The organism is Priestia sp. LL-8, from assembly GCF_036227845.1.
Lineage (GTDB): Bacteria > Bacillota > Bacilli > Bacillales > Bacillaceae_H > Priestia > Priestia zanthoxyli.
In genome coordinates, this window is sequence record NZ_JAZAQH010000003.1 from 22,501 (window position 1) to 46,846 (window position 24,346).

Annotated in this window: 25 protein-coding genes and 1 pseudogene; 17 read left to right on the forward strand and 9 right to left on the reverse strand. The window is 34.0% G+C overall.

Annotated elements, in window-relative coordinates:
* The first annotated feature begins 258 nt into the window (after positions 1-258).
* From U9R83_RS27365 to U9R83_RS27380, 4 genes are all read left to right on the forward strand, one after another.
* Positions 259-1,599 (forward strand): FAD-binding oxidoreductase, encoded by a 1,341-nt coding sequence (locus tag U9R83_RS27365; RefSeq protein ID WP_014462144.1) that lies wholly within the window; start codon positions 259-261, stop codon positions 1,597-1,599.
* Between the two features lie 494 nt (positions 1,600-2,093).
* The gene (locus U9R83_RS27370) at positions 2,094-2,375 is read left to right on the forward strand and encodes a hypothetical protein (RefSeq protein WP_014462143.1); all 282 of its coding nucleotides are present in this window, start codon (positions 2,094-2,096) and stop codon (positions 2,373-2,375) included.
* 72 nt (positions 2,376-2,447) lie between these two features.
* Positions 2,448-2,690, forward strand: a complete 243-nt coding sequence (locus U9R83_RS27375; RefSeq protein ID WP_014462142.1) for a hypothetical protein — start codon at positions 2,448-2,450, stop codon at positions 2,688-2,690.
* Between the two features lie 208 nt (positions 2,691-2,898).
* Entirely contained in the window at positions 2,899-3,087 is a 189-nt protein-coding gene (locus tag U9R83_RS27380; RefSeq protein ID WP_014462141.1) for a hypothetical protein, read from the forward strand.
* Positions 3,088-3,239: 152 nt separating this feature from the next.
* On the opposite strand, the pseudogene hepT reads toward U9R83_RS27380, so the two are convergent.
* Positions 3,240-3,643: pseudogene (gene hepT / locus U9R83_RS27385) on the reverse strand (type VII toxin-antitoxin system HepT family RNase toxin).
* A gap of 552 nt (positions 3,644-4,195) precedes the next feature.
* Between hepT and U9R83_RS27390 the strand changes: the two are divergent.
* From U9R83_RS27390 to U9R83_RS27415, 6 genes are all read left to right on the forward strand, one after another.
* Complete coding sequence (locus tag U9R83_RS27390) at positions 4,196-5,443, forward strand: S8 family peptidase (RefSeq protein ID WP_014462137.1); 1,248 nt, start codon at positions 4,196-4,198, stop codon at positions 5,441-5,443.
* Positions 5,444-5,655: 212 nt separating this feature from the next.
* On the forward strand, positions 5,656-6,336 hold the full coding sequence (locus U9R83_RS27395) for a DUF1796 family putative cysteine peptidase (RefSeq protein ID WP_042992647.1): 681 nt from the start codon (positions 5,656-5,658) through the stop codon (positions 6,334-6,336).
* A 185-nt stretch (positions 6,337-6,521) separates the two neighbouring features.
* The gene (locus U9R83_RS27400; protein WP_309545601.1) at positions 6,522-7,172 is read left to right on the forward strand and encodes a DUF1796 family putative cysteine peptidase; all 651 of its coding nucleotides are present in this window, start codon (positions 6,522-6,524) and stop codon (positions 7,170-7,172) included.
* Between the two features lie 403 nt (positions 7,173-7,575).
* The gene (gene wecB / locus U9R83_RS27405) at positions 7,576-8,667 is read left to right on the forward strand and encodes a non-hydrolyzing UDP-N-acetylglucosamine 2-epimerase (RefSeq protein ID WP_014462134.1); all 1,092 of its coding nucleotides are present in this window, start codon (positions 7,576-7,578) and stop codon (positions 8,665-8,667) included.
* Complete coding sequence (locus U9R83_RS27410; RefSeq protein WP_014462133.1) at positions 8,660-9,646, forward strand: polysaccharide biosynthesis protein; 987 nt, start codon at positions 8,660-8,662, stop codon at positions 9,644-9,646. The genes wecB and U9R83_RS27410 overlap by 8 nt, the downstream gene beginning before the upstream one ends.
* Positions 9,647-10,471: a dTDP-4-dehydrorhamnose reductase family protein gene (locus tag U9R83_RS27415; protein ID WP_014462132.1), complete on the forward strand. Its 825-nt coding sequence runs from the start codon at positions 9,647-9,649 to the stop codon at positions 10,469-10,471.
* Positions 10,472-10,675: 204 nt separating this feature from the next.
* On the opposite strand, the gene U9R83_RS27420 is transcribed toward U9R83_RS27415, so the two are convergent.
* The 4 genes from U9R83_RS27420 to U9R83_RS27435 form a co-directional block, all read right to left on the reverse strand.
* Positions 10,676-10,864: an SPOR domain-containing protein gene (locus U9R83_RS27420; protein WP_014462131.1), complete on the reverse strand. Its 189-nt coding sequence runs from the start codon at positions 10,862-10,864 to the stop codon at positions 10,676-10,678.
* Between the two features lie 309 nt (positions 10,865-11,173).
* Positions 11,174-11,797 carry a DUF1796 family putative cysteine peptidase gene (locus U9R83_RS27425; RefSeq protein ID WP_115652733.1) on the reverse strand — a complete coding sequence of 208 codons (624 nt, stop codon included), beginning with the start codon at positions 11,795-11,797 and terminating at the stop codon, positions 11,174-11,176.
* Positions 11,798-11,934: 137 nt separating this feature from the next.
* Complete coding sequence (locus U9R83_RS27430; protein ID WP_014462129.1) at positions 11,935-12,852, reverse strand: NAD-dependent epimerase/dehydratase family protein; 918 nt, start codon at positions 12,850-12,852, stop codon at positions 11,935-11,937.
* Positions 12,853-12,966: 114 nt separating this feature from the next.
* Positions 12,967-14,190: a glycosyltransferase family 4 protein gene (locus tag U9R83_RS27435; protein ID WP_014462128.1), complete on the reverse strand. Its 1,224-nt coding sequence runs from the start codon at positions 14,188-14,190 to the stop codon at positions 12,967-12,969.
* Between the two features lie 215 nt (positions 14,191-14,405).
* Between U9R83_RS27435 and U9R83_RS27440 the strand changes: the two genes are divergently transcribed.
* The 3 genes from U9R83_RS27440 to U9R83_RS27450 all read left to right on the forward strand — a co-directional run bounded on the left by U9R83_RS27440 (position 14,406) and on the right by U9R83_RS27450 (position 18,120).
* Entirely contained in the window at positions 14,406-15,296 is an 891-nt protein-coding gene (locus tag U9R83_RS27440; RefSeq protein WP_014462127.1) for an NAD-dependent epimerase/dehydratase family protein, read from the forward strand.
* A 276-nt stretch (positions 15,297-15,572) separates the two neighbouring features.
* On the forward strand, positions 15,573-16,304 hold the full coding sequence (locus U9R83_RS27445; protein ID WP_014462126.1) for a glycosyltransferase: 732 nt from the start codon (positions 15,573-15,575) through the stop codon (positions 16,302-16,304).
* Positions 16,305-16,875: 571 nt separating this feature from the next.
* Positions 16,876-18,120, forward strand: coding sequence for a glycosyltransferase family 4 protein (locus U9R83_RS27450; protein ID WP_115652735.1), 1,245 nt, complete (start codon positions 16,876-16,878; stop codon positions 18,118-18,120).
* Between the two features lie 34 nt (positions 18,121-18,154).
* Here U9R83_RS27450 and U9R83_RS27455 read toward each other — a convergent pair whose 3' ends face one another.
* Positions 18,155-19,237 carry a glycosyltransferase family 4 protein gene (locus U9R83_RS27455; protein WP_328575566.1) on the reverse strand — a complete coding sequence of 361 codons (1,083 nt, stop codon included), beginning with the start codon at positions 19,235-19,237 and terminating at the stop codon, positions 18,155-18,157.
* Positions 19,238-19,391: 154 nt separating this feature from the next.
* On the opposite strand from U9R83_RS27455, the gene U9R83_RS27460 reads away from it, so the two are divergent.
* The 3 genes from U9R83_RS27460 to U9R83_RS27470 all read left to right on the forward strand — a co-directional run bounded on the left by U9R83_RS27460 (position 19,392) and on the right by U9R83_RS27470 (position 21,012).
* Positions 19,392-20,108, forward strand: a complete 717-nt coding sequence (locus U9R83_RS27460) for a glycosyltransferase family 2 protein (protein WP_034327523.1) — start codon at positions 19,392-19,394, stop codon at positions 20,106-20,108.
* 145 nt (positions 20,109-20,253) lie between these two features.
* Positions 20,254-20,778 (forward strand): hypothetical protein, encoded by a 525-nt coding sequence (locus tag U9R83_RS27465; RefSeq protein WP_014462121.1) that lies wholly within the window; start codon positions 20,254-20,256, stop codon positions 20,776-20,778.
* Between the two features lie 15 nt (positions 20,779-20,793).
* Entirely contained in the window at positions 20,794-21,012 is a 219-nt protein-coding gene (locus U9R83_RS27470; RefSeq protein WP_014462120.1) for a hypothetical protein, read from the forward strand.
* 1 nt (position 21,013) lies between these two features.
* Here U9R83_RS27470 and U9R83_RS27475 read toward each other — a convergent pair whose 3' ends face one another.
* Entirely contained in the window at positions 21,014-22,333 is a 1,320-nt protein-coding gene (locus U9R83_RS27475; RefSeq protein WP_224906727.1) for a glycosyltransferase family 2 protein, read from the reverse strand.
* Positions 22,334-22,573: 240 nt separating this feature from the next.
* On the opposite strand from U9R83_RS27475, the gene U9R83_RS27480 reads away from it, so the two are divergent.
* Positions 22,574-23,008, forward strand: a complete 435-nt coding sequence (locus U9R83_RS27480; protein WP_014462118.1) for a hypothetical protein — start codon at positions 22,574-22,576, stop codon at positions 23,006-23,008.
* A gap of 206 nt (positions 23,009-23,214) precedes the next feature.
* Here the strand turns inward: U9R83_RS27480 and U9R83_RS27485 are convergent, their stop codons facing one another.
* The gene (locus U9R83_RS27485) at positions 23,215-23,643 is read right to left on the reverse strand and encodes a spore coat protein (protein WP_014462117.1); all 429 of its coding nucleotides are present in this window, start codon (positions 23,641-23,643) and stop codon (positions 23,215-23,217) included.
* A 25-nt stretch (positions 23,644-23,668) separates the two neighbouring features.
* Complete coding sequence (locus U9R83_RS27490) at positions 23,669-24,229, reverse strand: spore coat protein (RefSeq protein WP_014462116.1); 561 nt, start codon at positions 24,227-24,229, stop codon at positions 23,669-23,671.
* Between the last annotated feature and the right edge of the window lie 117 nt (positions 24,230-24,346).

Sequence of the window (24,346 nt, forward strand, 5' to 3'; positions counted from 1 at the left end):
TAACGTAATTCATTCAAAGAAATTAGAATCATTCAGTTCAATAATTTTTATCATGTCTAAATAGGTGCAACCTCTTTTTTTCTTAATCCATAACCTTTCTAATAATAAAAATTTCTTTTCTAAAACATATTTATTACAAACAATACCTTTAACAACCTTGGCATATATTTTTTAGTTACTAGATAACTCACCCAAGAGTTTGTCCTATTTTCACATATACTAATATTAGAAATCTAACCTTTATTGGGAGTGAAATACATGTCAACACCGTTAACAGGACGAGTCATCTTTAAGGGAGATCCTGGCTATCAACAAGCGATTAAGAACTGGAACCCTTATGTTGATGTCTGTCCTCTTGTCTTTGTTTTTGCACAAAATTCTTACGATGTCAGTAATGCTATTAAATGGGCTCAGGAAAATAAAGTACCTTTACGTGTCAGAAGCGGACGCCATGCTTTAGATAAGAACCTTTCAGTAGTAAATGGCGGAATTGTTATTGATGTAAGTAACATGAATAGAGTTTGCCTTGATAAAAAAAGTGAGATTGCAACGGTTCAAACAGGAATTCACGTGGGTCCACTTGTAAAGATGCTAGCTCGAGAAGGCTTTATGGCTCCGTTTGGAGATAGCCCCACTGTTGGAATTGGAGGAATTACGATGGGAGGAGGATTTGGAGTAGTCTCACGATCAATTGGCCTTATAAGCGATAACCTTCTTGCCCTGGAAACAGTAGATGCCAAAGGCCATATTCTTCAAGCAGACCAATCTTGCAATAAGGACTTATTTTGGGCTTCTAGAGGTGGTGGCGGTGGGAACTTTGGATATAATACCGAATACACGTTTAAAGTTCACCGTGCCCCTAAAACTGCAACCGTCTTCAATATTATTTGGCCATGGGATCAATTAGAAACAGTATTTAAAACTTGGCAAGAATGGGCACCATTTGTAGACGAACGATTAGGGTGCATACTTGAGATTTACAGCAAAGTAAATGGTTTGTGTCATGCAGAAGGGATTTTCTTAGGTTCAAAAAAAGAACTGACTAAATTGTTAAAGCCTTTACTAAATGCTGGAACCCCAACACAAACAGTTATAGAAACATTGTCCTATCCAGATGCTATAGATTTCTTAGACCCTGACGAACCAATCCCTGGCAGATCCGATCAGAGTGTTAAATTTTCATCGGCTTGGGGACTTGATCTGTGGTCCGAAGAGCCTATTTCATTTATGAAAAAGTTTTTAGAAGAAGCTACTGGTACAGAAGCCAATTTCTTTTTTATAAATTGGGGTGGTGCTCTAAGCAGAGTACCAAGTAATGAAACAGCCTTCTTTTGGCGCCGTCCATTGTTTTATACAGAATGGACATCTAGTTGGGAAAATAAATCTCAAGAAGCTTCCAATCTTGCATCAGTTGAAAAAGTACGTCAGCTAATGAAACCATATGTAAAAGGGTCCTATGTTAATGTTCCAGACCAAAATATTGAAAAGTTCGGAAAAGCATATTATGGGTCAAACTTCGCAAGACTTCGAGAAATAAAGGCTAAATATGATCCTGAAAATTTATTTCATTTCCCTCAAAGCATCCCACCATCTTGTTAATTACTCAAAATTCAATCAAGCCTCAACCTATACAACTGAATATTTAATATAGAAAGAACTATTGACGGAAAAAAGCAGCAATAGTTCTTTCTATATTTAAACCCTATATAGTATAGAAATCTCTTCAATACAATGGCCTGTATATCACACATAAAAATCTTTCACCTTAAAAAATTTATCCAAATCTATGAAAAAGAGCTTTACTATTACATATAACCCCTAAACCCCCTTGGCTTTTATAACAGGCTGTTTTAGAAGTCGTAGTTTCCTTAGGAAGGAAATGTTCGTCCAATTAGATTTTTTAACAATAAAAACACCCCTTGTACATTTAAATGTACTTACTCTCGTATCACAACAGCCACTAGACCTAATATGAAAGGCTCTTTTTACCAAATATAGGCTTTTTCATATTGCAGCTTGTCTACCTATGAATACACTATTAATGAGTAAAAGTGAATTTACTCACGTCTTCTCCCTAACTTATCAGAAAAGAGGTGATCGAAATAGAAAGGAATAATTCTCATCATAATAAAAAATCTAATTGCAGCTCAAAAAACAAAAAGAAAAAAAGAGAAAAAAACTGCACCTATATTAGCATTTATATTTATAACCATGCAGAAACTGGAGGACAGATTAGTGGTAACCACAGTCAAAATGCTAATCAGGGCGGTCAGGTTGCTAAACATGGGGGACAAAATGCGAACCAAGACGGTGTAATTGTTAAAGAATGTGGAAGAAGAAATAAAAATGCTAAAGTAAAAAAAGTTCAGTTTTGAAGAGAAGTGAAGAAAAAACCATTCTAATAATATCTCGCAAAATCCCTCTAAAATATAAGGGGTATAGAAAAGGTGATTAAAATACAAACATATTATATGAAGTATAATTTTAAAAATGGTATGTATTATGTAGACAAGTCCTTCCCACAAAAAAAGAAGAAAAGAAGTGTAAGTATTAATCCCCCAGCAGAAACAGCCAGTAAGAACCCTAATTCTAAAATAGCTACTCATGCTTATAACGTAGGAATGGGATTTACAAACACTGAGATAATTTCTTCAAGGATAATTGTAATAGATGGCGGTATGAAGTTTTAGCTAGTGCGGAAATTCCATTATATGTAAGGACTTGAAAGAGATTTCATATAACAATTCCCTCTTAAAGTCCTTATTTTCAATCACAAAAAAAGATTAAATGAAAATGATTAAATAGTACAAGCCTTTGCTTAAAACTTACATATAATAAATTAAATATAGATTCATATGATCTGTATTTAATTTGGTATAGCAAGGGGGGACACCGCGTATGATTCCAGAGGTTTTGAGAATTCTTGATCCTGGCACACCGATTGCAAGTGTACTTTTAAGCGGTACTCAAATTAATAACGTTATTTTTTCAAGCTTCGATGAGGCAAGATCTTTAGCTTATTTCGCTACTTCAGCAGGAGTGATTGTTTTAGACGCTGAAGAAATCCAAGGTCTGCAAACAGCTTAATTATTTAAATTAGGACAAGCATTTAGTAGGGAAGCTTGAAAGTATGCTTCCCTACTGTCTAAATATATATTAGATACAACTTTAAGAGATATAACTATTCATTTAGAACAAAAACGAAGATTGTAGGCCTAAAGGTTCTAACACAAACTTAATTACATAATATGTAAGTTTCTATACACCTTATATTTACCAATGCCTTTCCAAAGCCCATAATAAAGAATTTGCTTTGTATAGGTAGTAAAACCACTTAAATGTTTGTCCAAAATTTGCTGAAGAATATCTTGATTAATGGCTTGATAATCGTGAACAGCAATATTTTTGAAACCTACCATAGCTTTCATTCTATAAACAATCTCGCTTGTAATAATAGATTGAGACTCCTACATGTCAAAAGCTTCTCAGCTCGTTTTTGGAAGACCCAAACGTTCTTCAGCTACAATGTGCATCGCTAAATCAATAAAAGCTTGGCAAGCGCGTTGTATATTTAAAATAATAGAGTCCTGTTTCGTATAATCCAGTAAGTTTTGGGAATTTTGCTGGTATACGTGTAGGACATATTGCATGTTTCAATCACATTTATTTTATTTAAAATGATATCATTTTAAATAAATACTCCCAGTCTCATCTACTTTCTGCAGTACACCTTTGCACACACCTTTAAAGCCTTCATTTGCTCATTCATACGCAGCGTGTCATCATCTGAATAACTAACAATGCCTGTCGTATAATTTTGGCTAATGGCTTTTCTCATACACAAGATGACGTAGAACAACCTGTAAATCAGGGCATTAAAGAAGGCAAAATTGCAGATTTAGAACACGTTTCTGGACCTTTAGATGACGATGATCTCGAAGAATTTAGCGATTTTTAAAGACTAAGCCACTAGATATACTAGTGGCTTTCTTTCTAATTACAAATTTGGTGCTTTAAAGCGAGACATAACACTCATTATCTAAAGATAAATTAGTAATATGACAGATAGGATAACTTTTCACTTTTAATAACTCTCTTAAAATACACAATTATTTGTTTAAATAAAGACTCTGTCCAAACCCTTTTAATAAATCGTGAATACTCTATAAAGAGTGCGATTTCCAGGAGGGAACAAATGCTTCATTTATTAGCTACTACTTTATCAGTTTCTGTTGTTATCCTGTTGTTTTATGCAGTGAAATATATTATTAAGATTTTAAAACAACAATCAGTCAAAAACCTAAAAACCATTCCAATAAAAAAGGCATCACCACTATTTAAGCGCCGTATCAACGCTAGTACTAAGGAATTTACAGCTGATGATTTTCAGAACTCAAGCCAAATCATTGTAAAGTTCAAAAAGAATGTGTGCTTTGAAAACCAAGTAAATATTCATCGTAAGAATAAATGTACACTGATATATCACAACAAAGATCTTGATTTCCAGGTCTTACATTCTAAAAAAAATATTAATGACTTAATTAAACGCTATAGTGAATTAACTGAAGTAGAATACGCAGAACCAGATTATACATTTAAAGCTTCATATACCCCGAATGACCCCTTTTTTCCTTATCAATATGGTCCTCAGAAGGTACAAGCCCCAGATGCTTGGGATGTTACTACTAGTAATGGAAATATAAAAATTGCTATTGTAGACACGGGAATTCAGTTAAATCACCCTGAACTATCTATTAAGCTTTGGCCTGGCTATAATTTTGTAGATGGAAATCTAGTTCCTAACGACGGTAATGGACACGGAACTCACGTAGCAGGCATAGCTGCAGCCCTTACAGAGAATGGTTTAGGCATTGCAGGAATGGCTCCGTCAGCATCAATAATACCCGTTCGTGCTCTTGACAACAGTGGAAATGGTCTATTGAGTAATATTGCAAATGCAATTACCTATTCAACAAATGCAGGAGCAAAAGTTATTAATTTGAGCCTAGGTTCAACTCAAAGTTCAATCACTTTAGAGAATGCCGTGAATTACGCTTGGAGCCAAGGAGTAGTAGTTATAGCTGCAGCCGGAAACGAAGCTTCTAGTACCCCAACATACCCAGCTGCTTATCAAAATGTAATCGCTGTGGCCTCTACAGATAGCAATGATCAAAAATCTGATTTTTCCAATTTTGGCACTTGGGTAGATGTTGCTGCTCCAGGTTCAACAATTTTGTCTACTTATATAGGCAGCTATTACGCATATCTAAGCGGTACTTCTATGGCTGCCCCTCATGTTTCAGGACTTGCAGCCTTGCTAGCAGCTCAGGGAAAAACCAATCTCCAAATTAGAAATACTATTCAATCCACGTGCGATGTAGTACCAGGTACAGAATTATACTGGACTTATGGAAGAATTAATGCAAATCGAGCAGTTCGCTAGCATTAAACTTTAAAGAATTCATCTATTGCGGGTGTTAACAATTTTATTTAACACAGGTCTATAAAGGGTATAAAAAGCGCTGAAACCCCGATTATCAGTGCTTTTTATATTATAAGAGCAACTTACTGAATAACTATGTACATGTATGTCTTCTAAGTAAATCTACCAATCAAATATGTGTATATAAAAATTTAAATAATAGGAGAATTAATGTGAATTTACAGGATGTTAAAGGGCAATATGATTTAATCATTAGCTTAGGTAGTGCTTGTAATCCTGCACTACAACTGAATCGATTAAATTTGAGAAGTTTTACCTCAAGTCCACTTGACTGGAGCTATTCTCCGTATCTTTCAGATGTAAATAGACTACTTCAGAATAAGTTTAATGGATTTATGCAGATTGAGAATATGAGTTTAGTAGATGACAGCGGAGATTATGTATATTTTAATGATAAAATGCTTAGATTTCCTCATCAAAATCTATATAAATCAACTAAATCTTATATTATACAGGACACTTATTACAATATCTTCTCAGCTCATGATTTTGCTATAGTGCCTAATAAAGATTGGACCGATATGTATCCAAAATTCAAAAAAAACCTTGATTACAGAGTTAACAGGTTTATGAAAAAGATGATGAGCAGTAAATCAATTTTGTTTATAAGGTGGGGAGCTAAATATGAGGAAGCAACTGAATTACAAAAAATCTTATCCTCTCTTACAAAAGCGCAGATTAGAATACTTATCCTTAATCCCGTAGACGGTATACAGACTCCTACCGAAGTTGACTGGGAAATTAATAATGTATGTATGGTCAATGTACCACACGATCCAAATAATGTTTCGACTTGGGACTATGTTCTAGATGGAATATTACTACGTCACTAAATGGACGTTATGTAAAAATCTCTCCCGTTTAGCCTCAGTGTCTTTTTAACTAACACTTTCTTATAAAGATATAGTTACTTTGTCCAATCAAATGTACAAGGTTTAGCATTTACTATAATAGAATTGCTAAATACAAAGGGATGATTATATTGAATTTACAGGATATTAAAGGATCTTATGACTTAATGCTAGGGCTAGGTAGTTGGTGTGGTCCTTCCCTTAATTTAAGAAGGCATAATTGGAGAAGGTTTTCATTCCCTTTAGACTGGATGATATCTAATTCAATTGCTGATGTCACTAGGTTGTTAAGAAATAGATTTAGTGGATTTATGGACCTCCAAAATCTGCAGCGAACTGATGGGTATGCTCATTTTCTTGATGACGGAGTCGCAATTTTCCCTGAAGAAGGTGGAACAGAACCAGTTAATGCTCATTTTATTCACGACATGCATTATAACATTATTTCTGTTCATGATTTCCCTATCATTCCAAATGTAGACTGGACTGTAATGTATCCTTCTTATAAAGAAAAGCTTAATCAACGTATCACGAGATTTTTTGAAAAAATTGAGAATAGCCCCTCTGTTTTATTTATTAGATGGGGAGCAGCTACTCCAGAAGAAGCGATAGAATTAAAGACCACATTATCAGAATTAGTAAACGGTTCATTTAATATACTACTACTTCAGCCTCTAGATGAATTAAAAGGCGTAATAGATATGAACTGGACAATTGATGGAATTTGTTCAGTTCAAGTACCTCTAGACAACCCAAATGATGAAGCTGTTTGGGACTATGTACTGAGTGGATTAAGTATAACTAATTTTTGGACGTAATTCCCACAACTATTTTCATACAATTTTATGTAATAAGAATAAAATTAAGCACCAAAGACCTTGTTTCTTTTTAAAAAGGAAGCAAGGTCTTTTCTGATTTTTAACCCCCTGTATTTACTCTTTAAATATTCGTACTTGACGGCCTAAAATATAAGATTTTAGTCCCTAGAAGAGAACTTACAGAGAAAGATTTAAACATTGAACCACAAAAAAGCAGCCATCATTCTTATTAATTTAAAGAGGAGGGCTTATTATTTTAGACTTATCACTTTTTATTGGGAAGATTAATAGATTAGCCTATAGCAAGAAAAAAGGAAAAGCATATTTTAATAAATAAGGGGCCGAATGCGAATTAGGAGAGGGTAATTATGCTTATAAATAAGGTGAATAGGGTGTGTAAAGAATGAAAGTTATGACTATTTTGGGTACAAGGCCCGAAATTATACGTTTAAGCCTCATTATTAAAAAGTTAGATGAGTATGCTTCACAGCACGTTTTAGTGCATACAGGACAAAATTTCACTCCTTCATTAAGTGAGGTATTTTTTCAAGAGTTAAACATACGCAAACCAGACTATATATTGGCTAATCAGCAGCTCTCATTAGGTGAACAGTTATCGAAGATGTATAAAGAGCTCGAACAGCTATTTTTAAAAGAAAAGCCGGACAAAGTTTTAATATTAGGCGATACTAATAGTGGTTTAAGCGCAATTCTAGCAGAAAGAATGAGTATATCAGTCATTCATATGGAGGCTGGAAACCGTTGTTTTGATTTAGAAGTGCCAGAAGAAAAAAACCGCCGGATTATCGATGCAATCTCAAGCTTCAATCTACCCTATACTCCTCAAAGTAAAGAAAATTTAATTAAAGAAGGTATCCCCTCAAATCGTATTATTACTTCTGGAAATCCAATTAACGAAGTTTTAAAACATTATGAACCTGCTATAAAAAAAAGCAGCATTCTTGAGAAACTGTCCTTAAAAGAAAATGACTACTTTCTGGTTACAGCCCATCGTGCAGAAAATGTAGATCATGAAGATCGACTGTTGGAAATCATGAAAGGCATCAATATGGTAGCTGAGTTTTACCAAAAGAGAATAATATGTAGTATTCATCCTCGTACTAAATCTCGAATAGAAAATATTTCACTGCTAGAAGTCCATCCGTTAGTAGAATTTCATGAGCCTTTTGGTTTTTTCGATTTCGTAAATCTAGAAAAAAATGCTTTTTGTGTCTTAACAGACAGCGGAACAGTTCAAGAAGAATGCTGTTTGTTTTATGTTCCTACGGTAACTATTCGTAAAACAACTGAAAGACCAGAAACCATTCAATGTGGAAGTAACATGCTGTCAGGAATAGATGCTAACCAAATCTTGACTTGTGTTCATGTAATGGTGAACCAATTAAAAAATTGGTATTACCCTGAAGGATATGGTGATGTAAATGTTTCAGACAAGGTAATTAAAGTTGTACTAGGAGGAATGAAAGGTGTTTAATAATAAGACAATTTTAGTAACAGGTGGCACAGGTTCTTGGGGATATGAACTTGTTAAGCAACTACTAACACATAACCCTAAAGAAATACGTATTTTTTCGAGGAATGAATCAAATCAATTTACCATGAAACAAGAATTTGATAACCATCCTAAATTGAATTTTATTATTGGAGACATTAAAGAAAGAGAAGCGCTAATTGAAGCATGCCAAGGCGTCAATTATATTTTTCACTTAGCTGCTTTAAAACATGTTCCGGTATGTGAAGATCAACCAATTGAAGCCTTAAAAACCAACGTACATGGTACTCAAAATGTAATAGACGCTGCAATAAGCTGTGATGTAGATAGAGTCGTTTATATCTCCACTGATAAAGCGTCAAATCCAGCTAATTTTTATGGTTTATCTAAAGCAATGGGAGAAAGATTAATCATTCACGCTAACACATTAAATACTAAAACTAAATTTGTTTGTATACGTGGCGGAAATGTGTTAGGAACTAACGGAAGCGTTATTCATGTATTCAAGAAACAGATTCAAGAAAAAGGAAAAATCGGTATTACTGATCCTGGGATGACTCGTTTCTTCTTGACATTAGAGGATGCAATAAAGCTAGTTTTCAAAGCCACATTTGAAAGTCTAGGTGGAGAAATTTTTGTCATGAAAATGCCCACTTGTCGGATTATTGACTTAGCAAATGTGTTAATAGAAGCTTCTGGAAAAGAAAAGGTTGAAGTTGAGATATTAGGTGTAAGACCTGGAGAGAAAATTCACGAGCTTCTGTTATCTGAATACGAAAGTGCAACAACTGTTACTTACGACGACGAGTATTATGTTATCCTACCTCCAATTCATATTGAAGGTTTAAAAGAACATTATTTAAATTATGCTCAAGTAAATCTAGAAAAATATGATTCAAGTAAACAAGTAATTAGTAAAGAAGAAATTAGAGAGATGTTGCTGAAAGGCGGGTTTATTTAAATGAAAGTACTAATTCTTGGTGGAAAAGGAATGGCAGGTCATGTAATCACTAGATATTTCATACAGCATACAAACCATGATGTTTTCTGTACATCAAGAGACCCTAAGGATAAAAATGCTATTTACTTGGACGTAACTAACTTTAAACATGTTGAGGAGACCATAGAATCTATTAAGCCAGACGTCCTTATTAACTGTATTGGAATTTTAAATGAACACGCTAGCCATAATCCAATGCATGCTTTTCAAGTAAATAGCCTACTTCCACATCAGTTAGCTAAATTTGTTGAACGGCATCAAGGAAAATTAATTCATATTAGTACAGATTGTGTGTTTTCAGGAAAAAAAGGAGATTATACAGAAAACGATGTTCCAGACGGTACCTCTGTATATGCTCAGTCTAAACAGCTAGGTGAAATTATTGACGAAAAACATTTAACAATCCGCACTTCTATAATAGGACCCGAGTTAAAGAAGGATGGCATTGGTTTATTCCTATGGTTTATGACACAAAAGGGCTCAATTAAAGGGTATAAAAAGGCACTGTGGAATGGAGTAACAACGTTAGAATTAGCTAAAGCAATTAATTTCTTCTTAGAAAATAATACTTCCGGACTCTATCATTTGCACTCACCGAAAAAAATATCAAAGTTTGCATTACTAGAATTGATTAAAGATATCTTTAAAAAAGATGATGTCAAAATTATTCCTAATGAGGATGTAATATTAGATCGTACTATTATTAGTACTCGGACAGATCTTTGTTATCCAACTCCTAGTTACCAGCAGATGTTAATGGAGCTGAAAGAGTGGATGTCAAAATAACTAGTACTCACCATATGTAAGAAAAACATGATAAGATGGGAAACACTAAAAATGATTTCTCTCATACTAGCTTATGATAAACAGATAATAAAATTCATTGTATACTTCTACAAGAATAAGAATAGACAGCTAGACTATTTCTATAAAAATAGTTTAGCTGTCTATTCTTATTCTAATTTATAGTAAAATGAAAATAAAGTTACGTTAGAGATTAGACTCAGCTTTTTCAACGTGCTCAGGTATCACGTATACAGTAAGACCGTAGCGTTCTTTTATTTCCTTTGCAACTTGTTCTGCTATAATCTTATCAATAAATGCTCCTGTTATAATTCGATAACGTTGCTTTCCAGTTATATCGTATCCTTGTTGCAACTCTATTTGCTTATGATCCATACCCTTTCCCCCTTATCCGGTTAACAAATTAATTTTTTTAACATTGACTTTTATATAGGCACCTCGAAAAGCACCTTAACATTAGCAAGGAAAAGTTTTTTGCACTGCATCTATTTCAATTAATACAACTTGTCCATTAGTATTGTATAGAGGTTATATGTATAGAAAATATTAAATAAGCTTCAAGAGGCAAGTGAGTACATACACCAAGTAAGTATGATGGAGATTTTCTTCCCATTCAAACCTCCTAAGGATATCATTTGAAAAACATAACCTTTTATAAATACATTAAAGGGAGAGCTAACGTACTTATAAAAGGGAAACACCATCAAGTATCCTTTTCCAATAATGATTATTAGCGTTCCATTTATCTTGATTGGGTAATTCAATAGCACAAACTTTATTTAGCGACCATTCTTTTTCAACTAAATCATTCACATCCGTATGATTAATAATCAGAATGCTAAAGTCACTTTCAATCATAGTAGATAAAATGCTCTCAAGCTCTGCAGCTTCTTCACGATTAGCTTCCGTTCTAATAAACAGAATACGCTGGCCAGTAGATAAATTCTCTAAAAACCGTTGAATTCTTCTATCGTACTTCTCTTTAACCTCCCCGTATCCTCCTAAGTGAGAAAGTGTATTTTTATCAGTCTTAAAATCGTGGTTAAACCCTATATTATAAATTTCATCCCACACTAATAAATCCCAATCAGATACGTACTGGATTATCCTTAAATTATCCGGGTTTAAAAAGTCAGCAAACTGATTTTTCAAAAGCATGTTTACCTTTTTCAGATCCGGTGAGGATACCCAATCCAAAATCCCCGCAAAGTTTCTTAAGTTATTGTCTCTCAGTTGAAGAGATGTCAAACATAAATCGCCTAAACTAAAAATGGCGCTATATGCCCCTTTTAAATCTTCTAGTTTCATATGGGTTGCTCCTTAAAGGGTCTTATTGTACAAGGCTATACAATATTAAATGCAGGACTATCCTAAAATGTTAGGGCTAATGAGCATATAGTTAATAAAATAGACAACTAGTTAAGAAATGTAGAAAAGCTTAAATACTAAGCTTTTTTTCTAGAGAAAGTATATGTTTCCTTTAATCCCTCTAAAACAGATACTCTTGAAGACCATTCTAATAGCTTTTGTGCTTTCTCACTGTCGAGACAACTATGTTTGATATCCCCAGGTCTCCCTTCCGTATAAACAACATCAATATTAGAACCATGAATATACTCAAGGTTTTTTAATAAATCGTTCACTGAAGTTTTCTTTGTAGTACTGGCGTGAACAACCTCTTGGTTCCCTTTTTTAATTGCTGCAATATTAGCTTGAACAATATCTTTTACATATATAAAATCACGTGTCTGTTCCCCATCACCATGAATATTAAAGGAAAGCCCTTTGCTCAACCTTTCTAAAAACACTGCTACTACTCCGCCTTCTCCTTTTGGCGTTTGCCGTGGCCCATATACATTTCCGTATCGAAGAATTGTATATGGTAAATTATACAAATAATGAAATAGACGTATATACGATTCAGCAGCTAGCTTCGACAGACCGTAATAAGAAGCTGGCACAGTTGCATCTTGTTCAGTAATTAATTCTTTTTGTAGATTTCCATATACAGCTGAAGTAGAGGCAAATATAAACTTACCTACCGAAGCATCTCTACAGGCTTCCAGCAAATTTATAGTTCCTTTTATGTTCACATCTGCGTCATATTGAGGCGATTGGATAGATCGTGAAACATCTGCCTGAGCAGCTAAGTGAAAGACTATGTCAGGCTTTTCATCTAGAATGATTTGTTTGGCTTTATCACTACATATATCTTCTATATGAAAAGTAGCAAGAGGGTGTATATTATCATACTTTCCAGAAATTAAGTTATCAATTATGTGGACATTAAAGCCTTGTCTAATGAGCTCTTCTACAAGATGGGAACCAATAAATCCCGCCCCACCAGTTACTACAGCCTTCATATACTATTCTCTCCTCTTTAAAGTTTTAATAGTATATGTCACCTATAGGGCTCCTGTATAAGCTACCTACCCAATCATTTCCAAAAAAGACATTTAGCTTCCTTTTCGATATATTTACATTTCACTCTTATGTGAAAGCACCTCTTTATAAACATCTAGAACTTTTTGAACTGCATCTTTCTGATCCCAATGTTTTAAAGCCCATTCTTGTGCATTGGCTCCTAACATGCCTCTATATGCTGGATCTATTAGCAAATTATAAAGGTTTTCACATAACGATGTGGCATCACCTGCCGGGAAAATTAAACCTGTAGATCCATGCTGAACCATTTCGGGTAATCCCCCTGCGTCACTTACTATTACTGGTTTTTTAGCAATCTGAGCTTCAATAACTGATAAAGGTTGATTCTCTATAAGACTTGGCAAAACAAAAATGTTAGCAAGAGAGAGTAAAGAAGGCACATCGTTTCTATTACCTAAAAATAAAACCCTCTTACCTAAACCGAGCGCTCTACTCTGAGCCTTCAACTCAGCTTTTTGATCTCCATCTCCAACGATCCAGCAGACCCAGCCTTTCTTAATTTTTTTGAGTTCACTGAGAGCCTCTAATAGATGATGAATACCTTTAATTTCAGCTAATCTCCCTGTATAAATAATTACTTGTTGACCAACTGGTGGATGAACATTAGATGGTATTTGCATTCGCTTTAAAAAAGAATCTATATCATATCCGTAATGAAACACTTTAAGTTGATGCTCATTAACCCTAAATTCCTGAATTAAAATTTCCTTTAACCAATGATTTGCAACTATAGTACAATCAGCAGCCATAGCACCTGTATGTTCAAGTTCATTAAAATATTTAGTAGCTATATCAGCTGTAGGAGCCTTCAGAATGTCTTTGATGTAGCGATTTAACTCGTGAGCAACACAACCATGTATAGTTGCTACCACCGGCGTTTTTACACTCTTTAAGGAACGAATACACGCAGTTGCTACAACGTCTTGTGTGTGAATTAAATCATATTGGTTGATATTTAAACGAGAAACACCTCTTGTATAACCAATACGTTCTTTTTCATAAAATTTCACTACTGGATCTTTATATAGAATAGGAGTATTTTTCTCATGTTGTTCCAATTCTTCTACTAATAATAGTTCATCTTTAATTACCTCTATATTTTTATTAACAATATGAACTGATTTATTTCCAAGTCCATGTCCAAGTAAATCTACTTCATGACCCAACCCTTCAAGCTCTTGCTTTAATTGCTGCATATAATTCCAAACTCCACCTACATGGGGAACTTCCCAGAATGTAGCAAGCAGTATTTTCATTATGTTCTCTCCTCTTCCCGTAGCATTCACGTTCTAAAAGTCTCTCTATATAGGTATTCATGGAATTTGTTAATGCTATAGACCTCTGCCTGTATTTTCACTCTATGTTTTAGGATCGTGTCTTGTTGAGCATTAGATGAAATATTTAGCTTTTTAAGCATACATCTATAATAAGTTTTATTTATTAGATTATTATTCAGAGTGGGGTGTCGTGATTGGATAAGAAACCTACGTTACTAATTACCGGTGCTAGTGGATTTACTGGACTTCACGCATGTGATTATTTTTCAAGATTAGAGTTTGACGTCATAGCTATCACAAACATGAATTCATTTTCTAATAAGCAAATTAAACGCAGAACATGCAATCTATCTAATAATGAGTCGGTAAAGGAGTTAATTTCAATAACCAAGCCGGACTACCTCCTTCATTTGGCAGGTCAAAACGCTGTGGGATTATCCTGGGATAATCCCATTCAATCTCTAGAAGTAAATGCAATGGCTACAGCATACTTACTTGATGCTCTTAGAAAAGAGATGCCTTCTTGTAAAGCTGTTATTGTAGGTTCTGCTCTTCAGTTTGATCCAACGGTTCCAGCCACGTTTAATCACCCCTATGGTCTGAGTAAGACCATTCAAACCCTCATTTCGCAATTTTGGTCAAATCAATACAATATGAATGTTGTTGTCGCTAAACCATCAAATCTTATAGGTCCTGGCTTCTCTAAAGGAGTTTGTTCCATTTTCGCTAAAAAAATTATAGCTATGGAGAAAGAAGAGGGGGAAAAGTATCTGAGGGTGAGTAACTTAAATAATCGTTTTGACTTCTTAGACGTACGAGATGCTGTTAGAGCTTATGATTTTCTGCTCAGAAAAGGAGAAAATGGACGTTCATACAATGTCTCTTCTGGAAAAAGTAATTCTTTACAAGATATTATAAATATTTTCAAAAAGATAACTCCTATTAAATTTCAAGTGAAAGTGGATGATAAAAGTCCTTTAAATAATTTTGTTACTTCAAACCCTACAGCACTAACTGACTTGGGTTGGCAACCAACTACGACATTAGAATCTTCTATCCGGGACATTATTGACTTTTATCGTTAGAGATTCTTTCTGTCATTATAATTACCTATTCACCTTTATGGAAAATCAGAGTTTAGGTGCGTAGAAATAGCAATTCTCTTATAAAATCAGGTTTTTTATATGAATGAAGTTTCTGCGAAAGCATGTCACTTAAGAAGGTTTATGCATATTCTAATCAAGAGTGTGATTTCATTAATGAACTTAGAACTATCATCTCCACCTTTTATCCACCTACAAAAGTCATAATTTAGACTACGTTTCACTTATGCTATGAAAATTTTTTTCGGAGGGGAAACAATGGGTCCAAAAGTATCAATAATTATTCCTTTTTACAACTGTGCCTTTGTCGATCAAGCAATCAAAAGTGCCTTAAACCAAACTTATGAAAATGTTGAAGTAATTGTGGTAGACGATGGTTCTACATCCCACACTGCGAAGATAGAGTCCTTTAAAGATAAAATTGTTTATATAAGAAAAGAAAATGGCGGGACGGCTACTGCAATAAATACTGGTTTATTCACTGCTACAGGAGAGTATATAGCCTGGCTAAGCTCGGATGATTATTTTGTTCCTGAAAAGATTTCTAAACAACTAAACTTTATGAAGCAAAGGAACATAGATGCCAGCTTCACTAACTTTGACTATATTAATAAAGATAACCAAGTTTTAATACCTTGGTGCTGTAAACGTTTTTCTAATTTAGAAGAAGTGTATAATGCCTACTTAACGTATAATGCTATAAATGGATGTACCATTCTTATAAAAAAGAAGATCTTTGATGAAATTGGGATTTTCTCTCCGGATTTTCGTTATACTCATGATTATGAGATGTGGTTTCGTATGCTTGTCAATGGCTATGAAATCCATTATTATGATGAAGCACTCACAAAATTTCGTTCTCATGAAAAATCAGGCACCAGTAGATACCAAAATGAGATGAGAGAAGAAATGAAAACTATCGAGTTTCATTACCGCCCTCTGCTGCAAAAATATATAAGTAAATCACAATCAAATCCTTCACAAGATTAGGTGAGTTTATCCTTCTATGATTACTCCTTACACCCTCCTATTTAGTCTTTATTACAAGTATTTCCACTCGTTACTTTCATTTAATAAATGAAACGTATTATTAGGACACAAGTTTATCTTTCACTCTAAAAACTTTACATGGAAATGTGTAAAGTTTATTACATACAAATCTGTATGGAAACTTTAATAAACAAACTTTGTAAAAAAGAATTTGCAAAAATTGTTATTATATTTATCTACTATCAGCGTGCACTCGTCCGTGCCAATTAAAAATTTTGGACATATTATATAGATAGGAATTTGCAAAATAATAAAAATTTAAGCATATATCAATTTTGAGAAAAGAAGGGACATACATGAAGAATAATAAGGATTCGTTATTTGATGAAAATCTAATTGAGTTTTTAAATGAAGTAAAAACTAATTTACCTACCAATTATAAGATACCTGATCCTGGGGTTGTAAGTATAATTCTTTCTCATACTCAATGAGGTGCTTTAGGCGTTGAAAATTCTTATTCTTCTCCTCTTACTATTGAATAGAGAGAAAATAATTAAAGGATGATTATAAAATGAAGATTTTATTAGTTTCCTATTACCCACTCCCCTATACCGGAGGCGTTTGGACATTTGTATCATCACTCCAACAGTCACTGAAAGAGTCAGGTCATACAGTTCATATCCTTAGCCAGACCCCTGATTTAAATAAATATCGAATCATTGGACAAAAACCAGAAATAGATATTGCTGTTCTTTCTCCCTATATTGAAGAAAAATTGCTTACTGAGCTTCCTTCACTTCCAATGAAGAGTTGGATATACAACACTGAATTATTTCGTTATAGCTTAGAGCTTTCCGCAGCATATTACAACCTTCAGCAATATGACCTTATACATGCGCTAGATGTCACAGCAGCAAACGCTATAAATCGAGTTAAACCTTCTCATATTCCACTTGTTACTAGTGCTCTTGGAAATTTATCACGTGATATCTTTTTCACACTCAAAACCATGCACCCTCATAAAACAGACGAACAAATAGAAGCTACATTTGAATATCAATATCACCAGGTGATTGAGAAGTTAGGATATCAAGCCAGTGATTTCATTCATAGTCCAACCGAATGGATGTCTCGTAATATTGCAGATAATTTTTCTATTCCTTCAGACAAAATTGTTACCTTTCCATATGGAATTAGTAATCAACAGTTCCTTGGGGATGCCATGGAGAAGCCACTTATCGGACCCAAGCAGAGTAAAAAAATTATCCTTTATATGGGAAGGCTTGTCTATTTAAAAGGCATTCATCACCTCCTAGATGCCCTTGCTCTCTTAAAAGAAGGTAGACAGGATTGGGAATGCTGGATACTGGGGGAAGGCGAAATTAAAGGGGAATTAGAAAAACAATGCACAAACTTAGATCTAAAAGATAAAGTTAGATTTTTAGGTGCCTCGAATAATGTTCTTCATTTCCTTAGAGAAGCCGATATCTTTGTTCACCCTAGTATTCACGATACTCAGCCTTATTCTGTTATGGAAGCCCAGCTTGCAGGCCTTCCTGTTCTTATTAGCAATACAGCTGGATTACCTGAAATGATTGAAGTGGGAAGGAGCGGGCTAGTCTCTTCTGTAGGAAATATTTATGAACTGTATGAGCAATTAAAGTATTTGCTTGCAAATGATTTACTTCGAAACCAGCTAGCTTCTTGTACAAAAGAGTGGGCTCAAGATAAATGGGACCTTAACAAAATGGTTACTAATTTTTTGTCGCTTTACGAACAAGCAGAAAAACTTAACACAGAAAATCAAGAAAAATAAAATACCAGATACTAGAAAATATCTGGTATTTTATTTACTTACTGAGGTTTAGTCCAAGTGATTGAATCATTGAAATAAAATTCACACAGTATAAATCTGGGTTGAAATTTACTTTTACGTGCTCAAAAGCATCTTTACGTATCTTTTCTCTTAACTGAGAATCCGTCATTAACTCCTTTGCCTCTTTAACAGCTTCGGTAACGTCACCTAATGTATAGTATTTCCCCGTTTTATTATGAATAATTGAGCTTCTTACGCCATCGGAGTCAGTGGTTAAAACCGGACATTTACAACTCATCGCTTCAAGAAGAGAATATGGGGCTCCTTCTACCTTTGAAGTAGAGCATAAAAACCCGCCTGATTCCCCTATCATGGAAAAATAAACGGCCATTTGATCATTCGGAACGTTTGCATGAAGAAAAAGATGTTTTTCTAAATCTAACTGTTTAATTAATTTTTCAAATTGACCTCTTTCCTTAGCTTCGCTTAGAGTAGGGTCTTCAAACATATGTAATCGTATGTTTGAATTGTGATTATGGATTAATTCGCTACCGATTTTTAAGAACTCTCTCCAATTTTTGTTATCTTCGATTCGCCCAATCCATGCGACGTTAGGCTGATGACTAGTAGGTACAGCTTTATAGGAGAACCGATTAGTATCAAAACAATTGTTGAAACTAAACTTTGGAAATGAGGGGTAGAGTTCATCTAGTAATTGCACGATATGAGGAGTCTTGGGATTAAGAAATCCTGAAGCATAGTTAGTGACAAGAGGTATAGCATCTGTAAGAGCAGATTTTGCTGTACTTTTTGGGCCGTACCCTTGTATTTCAATAATCATTTTCCCTTGATATCCAAGCGATCTAAACCGAGGAAGAGCTTGAAAATCTGAGACAATGACAATGAGACTATAATCTCCTTCATCAAGTATTTTTTTAATTTCATGGTCTTCATTCGTTACAAACGTTTGGGTCCCATGGTCATTTATGCTTTTCTTTCTATTTTCATAATAAAGGCAATGAGCATTAATGTTGTACTTTTTAAGGGCTTTACACCTTTGACGATTTAACGTTTCTACTCCTCCACTTGGAACATAAAACACGAATAATACATTCATTTTCCCTCTCCACCTTTACGTGTAGAATTAATAAACTTCTATTTCATATGTAAACCGTGTTACATATGTTAATAAATGCGATGTAAATTTAAAAATTGTTATTTTCCCTAAAAACATAATCACAGATTTTTAATTCTTGAAAGGAGAAGTGAATATGTCAAAAGTATCTATTGTTGTGCCATTCTTTAATTGCTCTTATATCGATCATGCACTAGATAGTTTAACTAAACAGACCTACACCAATATTGAAATTATAGTAGTAAATGATGGATCTACTAAGCATACGGATAAAATCCTTCCCTATTTAGATAAAATCATCTATATTACAAAAGAAAATGGTGGCACAGCGAGTGCTTTAAATGTAGGAATTCAGCAAGCAACAGGTGATTATATATGTTGGCTTAGTTCTGATGATATTTATGATCATCATAAAATCGCCATACAACTAGAATCGATGAAAACTCATAATGCCTTTTTTAGTCACACAAATTACTACGCCATCAATTATAGAGGACGAATTATTAGTCCGCCTTTAGGTATTCAGACGTTAAATAAATTAGATCTTATCACTAGAATAAGCAAAGGAAATATTATTAACGGCTGCTCAATTATGATTCACAAAAGTGTGTTTGACCATGTGGGTCTTTTTGACGAGACACTTCTTTATACTCATGACTATGACTTATGGTTACGAATCATTCAAATATTCGATTTACAATACATCCCTCAGCCCCTTTTGTTATCAAGGATACATGAAAATATGGGGAGCAAAAAATATGCTTCTTTTATAAAAGAAGAAAACAAAATTGTAATTAATCGTCATAAACACGTAATGGAACAGCTAGCGTTAAAATATAAAGAACACTCTTAATTACTATTTAGTTCTTGCTACTGTATAAGAAAGGCGGATTTTTAAGTAAATTAGGTAAACCGCCGAGCACCTTAAAATCGGATAAGCATATTATAAAACATAGATAATAATGCAAAAACTTTGCTTTAAGAAAGGATGAATTCTATTGGCACTATCAAGTGAAGCAAGAGCAGCGTTGTTAAAAAACCTGCTTTCATTACCTCAAACAGTCAACACAACTACTACTTCTGCTACAGACCTTTTAAATGCTGTCAACCCTGCTACTACTGTAACTAACGCCTTAAATACTATTAATCCTACTACTGTCGTAACAGATCTTTTAAATACTGTTAATACAACTACAACTGGCCTTTTAAATACCGTTAATACGACTACAACTGATATCTTAAACACTACTACGGGTCTTGTAAGTACTACTACTACTTCTGCTAGTGATCTTTTAAGAAATCTTCTCTCCATATTAGCAGGACTACCAATTTCATCTGGTTCAGCCCCGATTAGAAACGACTTAAAAAATCGTGTTAATCAAACAGTTCAACTATCTACACCAAATGAAACCATTACAGGTGTTTTACTTGCTGTTTTATCAGACTACGTGGCAGTTGCTGAAAGTGACGGATCGTTAAACTATATCCCACTTTCTAAAGTTGAAACAGTATCATCACTTTAAGGAAGGAGTCATACTATGTTTGAAAGTACTTTAGTAGCTGAATTAACAAAGCGTATTGGTACACCAGTCGAAATCGCACTAGCAGATGGCTTTGTTGAAGGAATTATCACTGCTGTAACAAATGGCCTTATTACAATCCTTCAAACTGTGGGATATGGATATGGCGGAACTACTCTTCCTTTAACTATTGCTCTTCCATCAATTACTTCAATTAAAATTTCACCGGTTGCGTAAACTAGTCAAGGTATTTTAAGAAATCACTCCAACTGGAGTGATTTTTTTTCGTGATACTTAACGGATGTTCCCTTACGTTATAAACTGTCATATCCTTATATAACAATCGATGTGTTTTTATTAGATCATTTAATACACTTACATCCTCATACATTCGTCCTCCTTCAAAATCAATTAAAGGAAACCCGTTATTTTGTTTTAAAGTCGACGTACGATAGATGCGAGGTCCTAAGGGAAATACATAAGAAAGAAGGTCGTTTCTATTGAGAATCGCTCGTCCTTTCCTTAACCCTTTATACCTTATATTTTCTTCTCCATTCTGCTTCCATGCTCTTAAATTACCGTAGAGAACAGCTACATCTTCCTTTAAATTTTCTAAACATCTTCTTATAGTGTAAAATGCATCTGGGTCTAGCCAGTCATCGGCATCTAACTCCATGACAAATTCTGTTTCAACATATGATAGAGCCGCATTAAGAGCCCTTGCTTTCCCACCATTATCTTTACTAAGAAACCTAAAACCTGGTGTGTTTTTAAAACTTTTTATAATCTCTAGGGAATGATCGTTTGATCCATCATCAACTACTATTATTTGTTCTGGAAGACTACTTTGCAGAATACACGAGTTAATAGCTATCCCTACATAATTAGCCATATTATAATTAGCTATAATAACAGCAATTGAAGGAGCTAAGTTCTGTTTCTCTAACTTTTGCTGATACTTCTCTATAAAATTTAACTTTTGAAGATTACTACTGGTTTTATCTATGAATGTTTGATTAACCAATTTATTCGGTGAAGAAGCGATAGATAGTTCATCTACTGTTAAAAGCCAAGATGGAAGAACAGATTCTTTAAATGGAACGTGGCATCTCAAAGAGAAGGGATGTTGTTGGAGAAAAGAAGCCTTTGACAAAAACGGTCGCTGTATAACTTTATTATTAATTGTGATATCGTAAGTCATTACAACTTTCTCATCATCTAATGCTAATTGATGCTTCGTAATACTATTATCTAAATAATCATAACTATACAAGAACATGACATATTCACAAGACAGTGATTGAATGTGATGATTTAATGTTAACCCTAAATCATTATCAAGTAAGTTTATACATTTTGTCTTTGCACCTTCAAAAGTCAATCCTAATTGGTTTAAAGTCTCCGGTATGTCCAAGATAATAATTTCATCTATACGATTATTAATAAGATGCACCGAATCTATAGCTTTTTTTATCGAACTTGAGTTTACATATCCAATTAAAAACAAATGAATATCCTTCATATATACTCCTCCGCCTTTAAAAATTCTAGCCATCATGAGGCCTCATTAAGCTGTTTTCCTGACACCTAATTTATTGCTTTACATATGATCATTCTATGTGTATCTCTCAGTATGTATGGTTTAAATTCGAACACTTTTTCATTAAAAGAATCCTTAATCAGATGTTAATCTAATTAATAACAGTTTAAATAACACTATAAGGTAATTAGTTTGTCCAATCACTACAGGTCACCATTTCATATAGTAATAGTACATAGAAAGGAGGTTAAAAATACCATGACGATATTATTAGATTCTAGAACATCTCAAAATGCTAGTATAGCTAACTCTATTTCTATCCCTATTACACTTCTCTCTAATCCAGGTCTATTCGGTCAAATTGGCCTCAACGTTACAAGTGCTACAGGTGCTATTCGTACTCAATTAAGTGGTACTGTAGCTTGCCAATTACCACTCCTCCCTGTCGCAACTACTGTTACAATTACTATTGTAAGAGGTACTGCCTTTAACGACCCAGTTGTCTACTCTTCATCGGAGGCGTTGAATATTAACCTTTTAGGACCACAGCTTTTTACGTTTACTGCTTCAGATTTTAATGTACCAAAGCCAGCTTCTAATCTTTTAATTTACACAGCTTTCATCACTTGTAACATCCTAGGAACTGTGAGAGTTGGACCAGAAAGTTTTAATGGAGTTGCTTATTCGGATTAAGAATATTATTCAATTTTATTTAATAAAAAAGTCTTCGCTTTTATAAACGCGAAGGCTTTTTTACTTTCTTTTATTTACTAAAACACGCACGAATAAATTTAGCTAAATGCATTCACAGAATAAAATTCCCTGTTTATTCTGTTTTCCTATATAGGATTACAATAATTTCCCTTCCTTGTTTTTACGCTCAGAAGGTTAGTTACATATTAAAGGATGTCTAATGTAACTAAGATAGCGATTAATACTTGTAATAGTACTTGAAGATTTACAGCGATATCTGTGTCAGTAGCTGTAACATTTACATTTGTAGAGTTTTCAATAATTGTTTTTTGAGAATTTTTTTGTTTAATGCTAGCGAATTGTTTTAGTTCTTCAACGACGCTGTTTCCTTGCACATTATCACCGATTGTAATACGAACTACTACTGCAATAGCTATCTGTAAAGCTACTTGAATAGTCGCTGCAATTTGAGTATCTGTCGTTTGTACTCTAACACCTTCTGAATCTTTAACAATAATTTTCTCAAAAGATTTTTGTTCAGTAGCAGCTATTTGATCAGCTTCTTGCCATACGTCTCTACCACTGAACCGTTTATTTTCACAATGGTCTAGTGCTCTCCATTTTCTTTCACCCATTTTTCTCACCTCGTTTAATTTTTAATTAAAGAACATCGACAAGTACAATAATAGCTACTAATACTTGTAACAATACTTGAACGTTAAGAGCCACGTCTGTATCAGTCGTTGTAATTTCTACGTCTTTAGAATTCTCAATATAAATTTTTTGTTTATTTGTTTGCTCTATTTCAGATAGCTGTAATAAGTCTTGAAGCACACCATCTTTTTGAACAGTATCGCCGATGGCAATACGGATTACAATAGCGATGGCTACTTGGATAGCCACTTGAATACCGATAGCTGCTTGAGTATCTGTTGTAGTGACATTAACATCACAAGAATCTTTGATCCAAATTAATTCATCTGATTCTTGGTCAATTAAAGAAAGTTGATCTGCCTCTTGAACTACTTCTGCATTAAAACTTTCAAAACTCTCCCTACTTTCGAAACTCTCACGACTATTATAGTAATCATATTCCGTAGATTCACTTTCATAGTGATCTACTTTACAGCCATCTTTACAATGCTTCTTAGGATCATCTTTTTTATGTTTGCTTTTGCATTTTTTCTTTACATCGTAAGAATAATACTTTTTAGATGACATAACTAACACTCCTTTTTCATGGTATGTATTAATATATGAACATACCAATCAATAGGATTGGGCCAATTGACCATTGAGTGCAACCATTTTAAAAAACAACAAAAACGCCTATTTAAC